Annotated in this window: 1 protein-coding gene; it reads left to right on the forward strand. The window is 64.9% G+C overall.

What is annotated here, in order from left to right:
• Nucleotides 1-215 precede the first annotated feature (215 nt).
• A complete protein-coding gene (locus AC0L17_RS34370) occupies nt 216-1,439 on the forward strand; it encodes an IS4 family transposase (protein WP_473518974.1) in 1,224 nt (407 codons plus the stop codon).
• The last annotated feature ends 10 nt before the right edge of the window (nt 1,440-1,449 follow it).

Here is a 1,449-nt window from a genome sequence, read left to right on the forward strand (position 1 = left end):
ACCTATCGCATTCACACATGTCGGTTGCGCTTTTCGGCGAAGCTCGATTCTATTTCGGCCGGAAAGACGAAGGAGGTTTGAATGACCGGCATCGAGTACGGGCTGGGGCGATTTGGCGATCGCCGCCTGGAAAAAGGGGGGCCTGCTTGCATGCCGCGCTGGTTGCGCGGCCTGGATCGTGTATCCGCCGGCTTGGCGGCAGTCGGGCGGGCGAGATGCAGTTCACGCGATTTCTGCGCAACCGCTCGGTGAGCGCTGCGGAGATGTCGCGGCATGCCGGCGAACAGACCGGGCGGCGCGCGGTTGGTCGCCATGTCGTTGCCGTGCAAGACAGCTCGGAATTGGCGCTGGGTTCTCGGCGGGCGCGGGCAGGCTACGGTCCGGTCGGCAATGGCAATACAGCAGGTCTGATGCTGCACCCTATGCTGGCGGTAGAGGCCGGCACGGGAGCGCTGCTGGGCCTGGTCTCTATGCGGGTCTGGAACCGCGACGCAGAAGAACTGGCGCCGCGGCGCCAGCGGGCGACGAGCAAAAAGGAATCGCAGCGCTGGATCGATGCAACCAAGCAGGCCGGCGCGGTTCTGGAAGGGGCGGCCAGCATCACCATGGTGTCGGATCGCGAGAGCGACTTTTATGAACTGTTCGCCGAACGTCCGCACAATGTCGACCTGATCGTGCGGGCCTGCCAGAACCGGCGCATCGAGGCCGCGCAAGAAGAGCCAGGCTTGCTGTTCGCCTTCATCGACGCCCAGCCTGAGCAAAGCCGCTTTGCCGTGACCATCCCCGCCGCGCCCGGACGATGCGCACGGGATGCCGAGTTGGCGGTGCGTTACGCGCCGGTGACGGTGCGGCGCCCACTCAACGGAGCCGATCCGGCGTTGCCCGAGACGGTCGGTTTGACACTGGTCGATGTTCGCGAGGTGTCGAAGCCGAAAGACGGCAGCGAACCGGTGCATTGGCGCTTGCTGACCACCCACAGTGTCGCCACCGTGGCCCAGGCACGCCGTGTCGTCGACCTCTACCGCTCGCGCTGGGTCATCGAGGAGTTCTTCCGCACCCTCAAGACGGCAGGCTTCGACATCGAGGCGGCCGACATCGGCGACCCGCCTGCCATGATCAACTTCGCCGCCGCGGCCACGATCGCCGCCGTCACCATCAAGCAACTCGTGCAGGCCCGTGACGGCAACACCGATCAGAGGCTCAGCGATGCTTTCGATCCCGACGACCGTCCCATTCTCGAAGCGGTCTCTGCCAAGCTTGAAGGCAAGACCGAGCGACAACGCAATCCCCATCCCAAAGGATCTCTGGCCTTCGCAGCCTGGGTCATCGCTCGCCTCGGCGGCTGGACCGGCTACTACGGCAAGCCAGGCCCCAAGGTGATGCGCATCGGCCTCGCAGAGTTCCAAGCCATCAAGTACGGAGCCACGCTCGATGTGTGAATCCGATAGG

The sequence above is a fragment of the Mesorhizobium sp. WSM4829 genome, from assembly GCF_055811475.1.

Excerpts from the sequence above, each read along its gene's own strand:
- AC0L17_RS34370 (WP_473518974.1), top strand. The coding sequence starts at position 216 with ATGCAGTTCACGCGATTTCTGCGCAACCGCTCGGTGAGCGCTGCGGAG.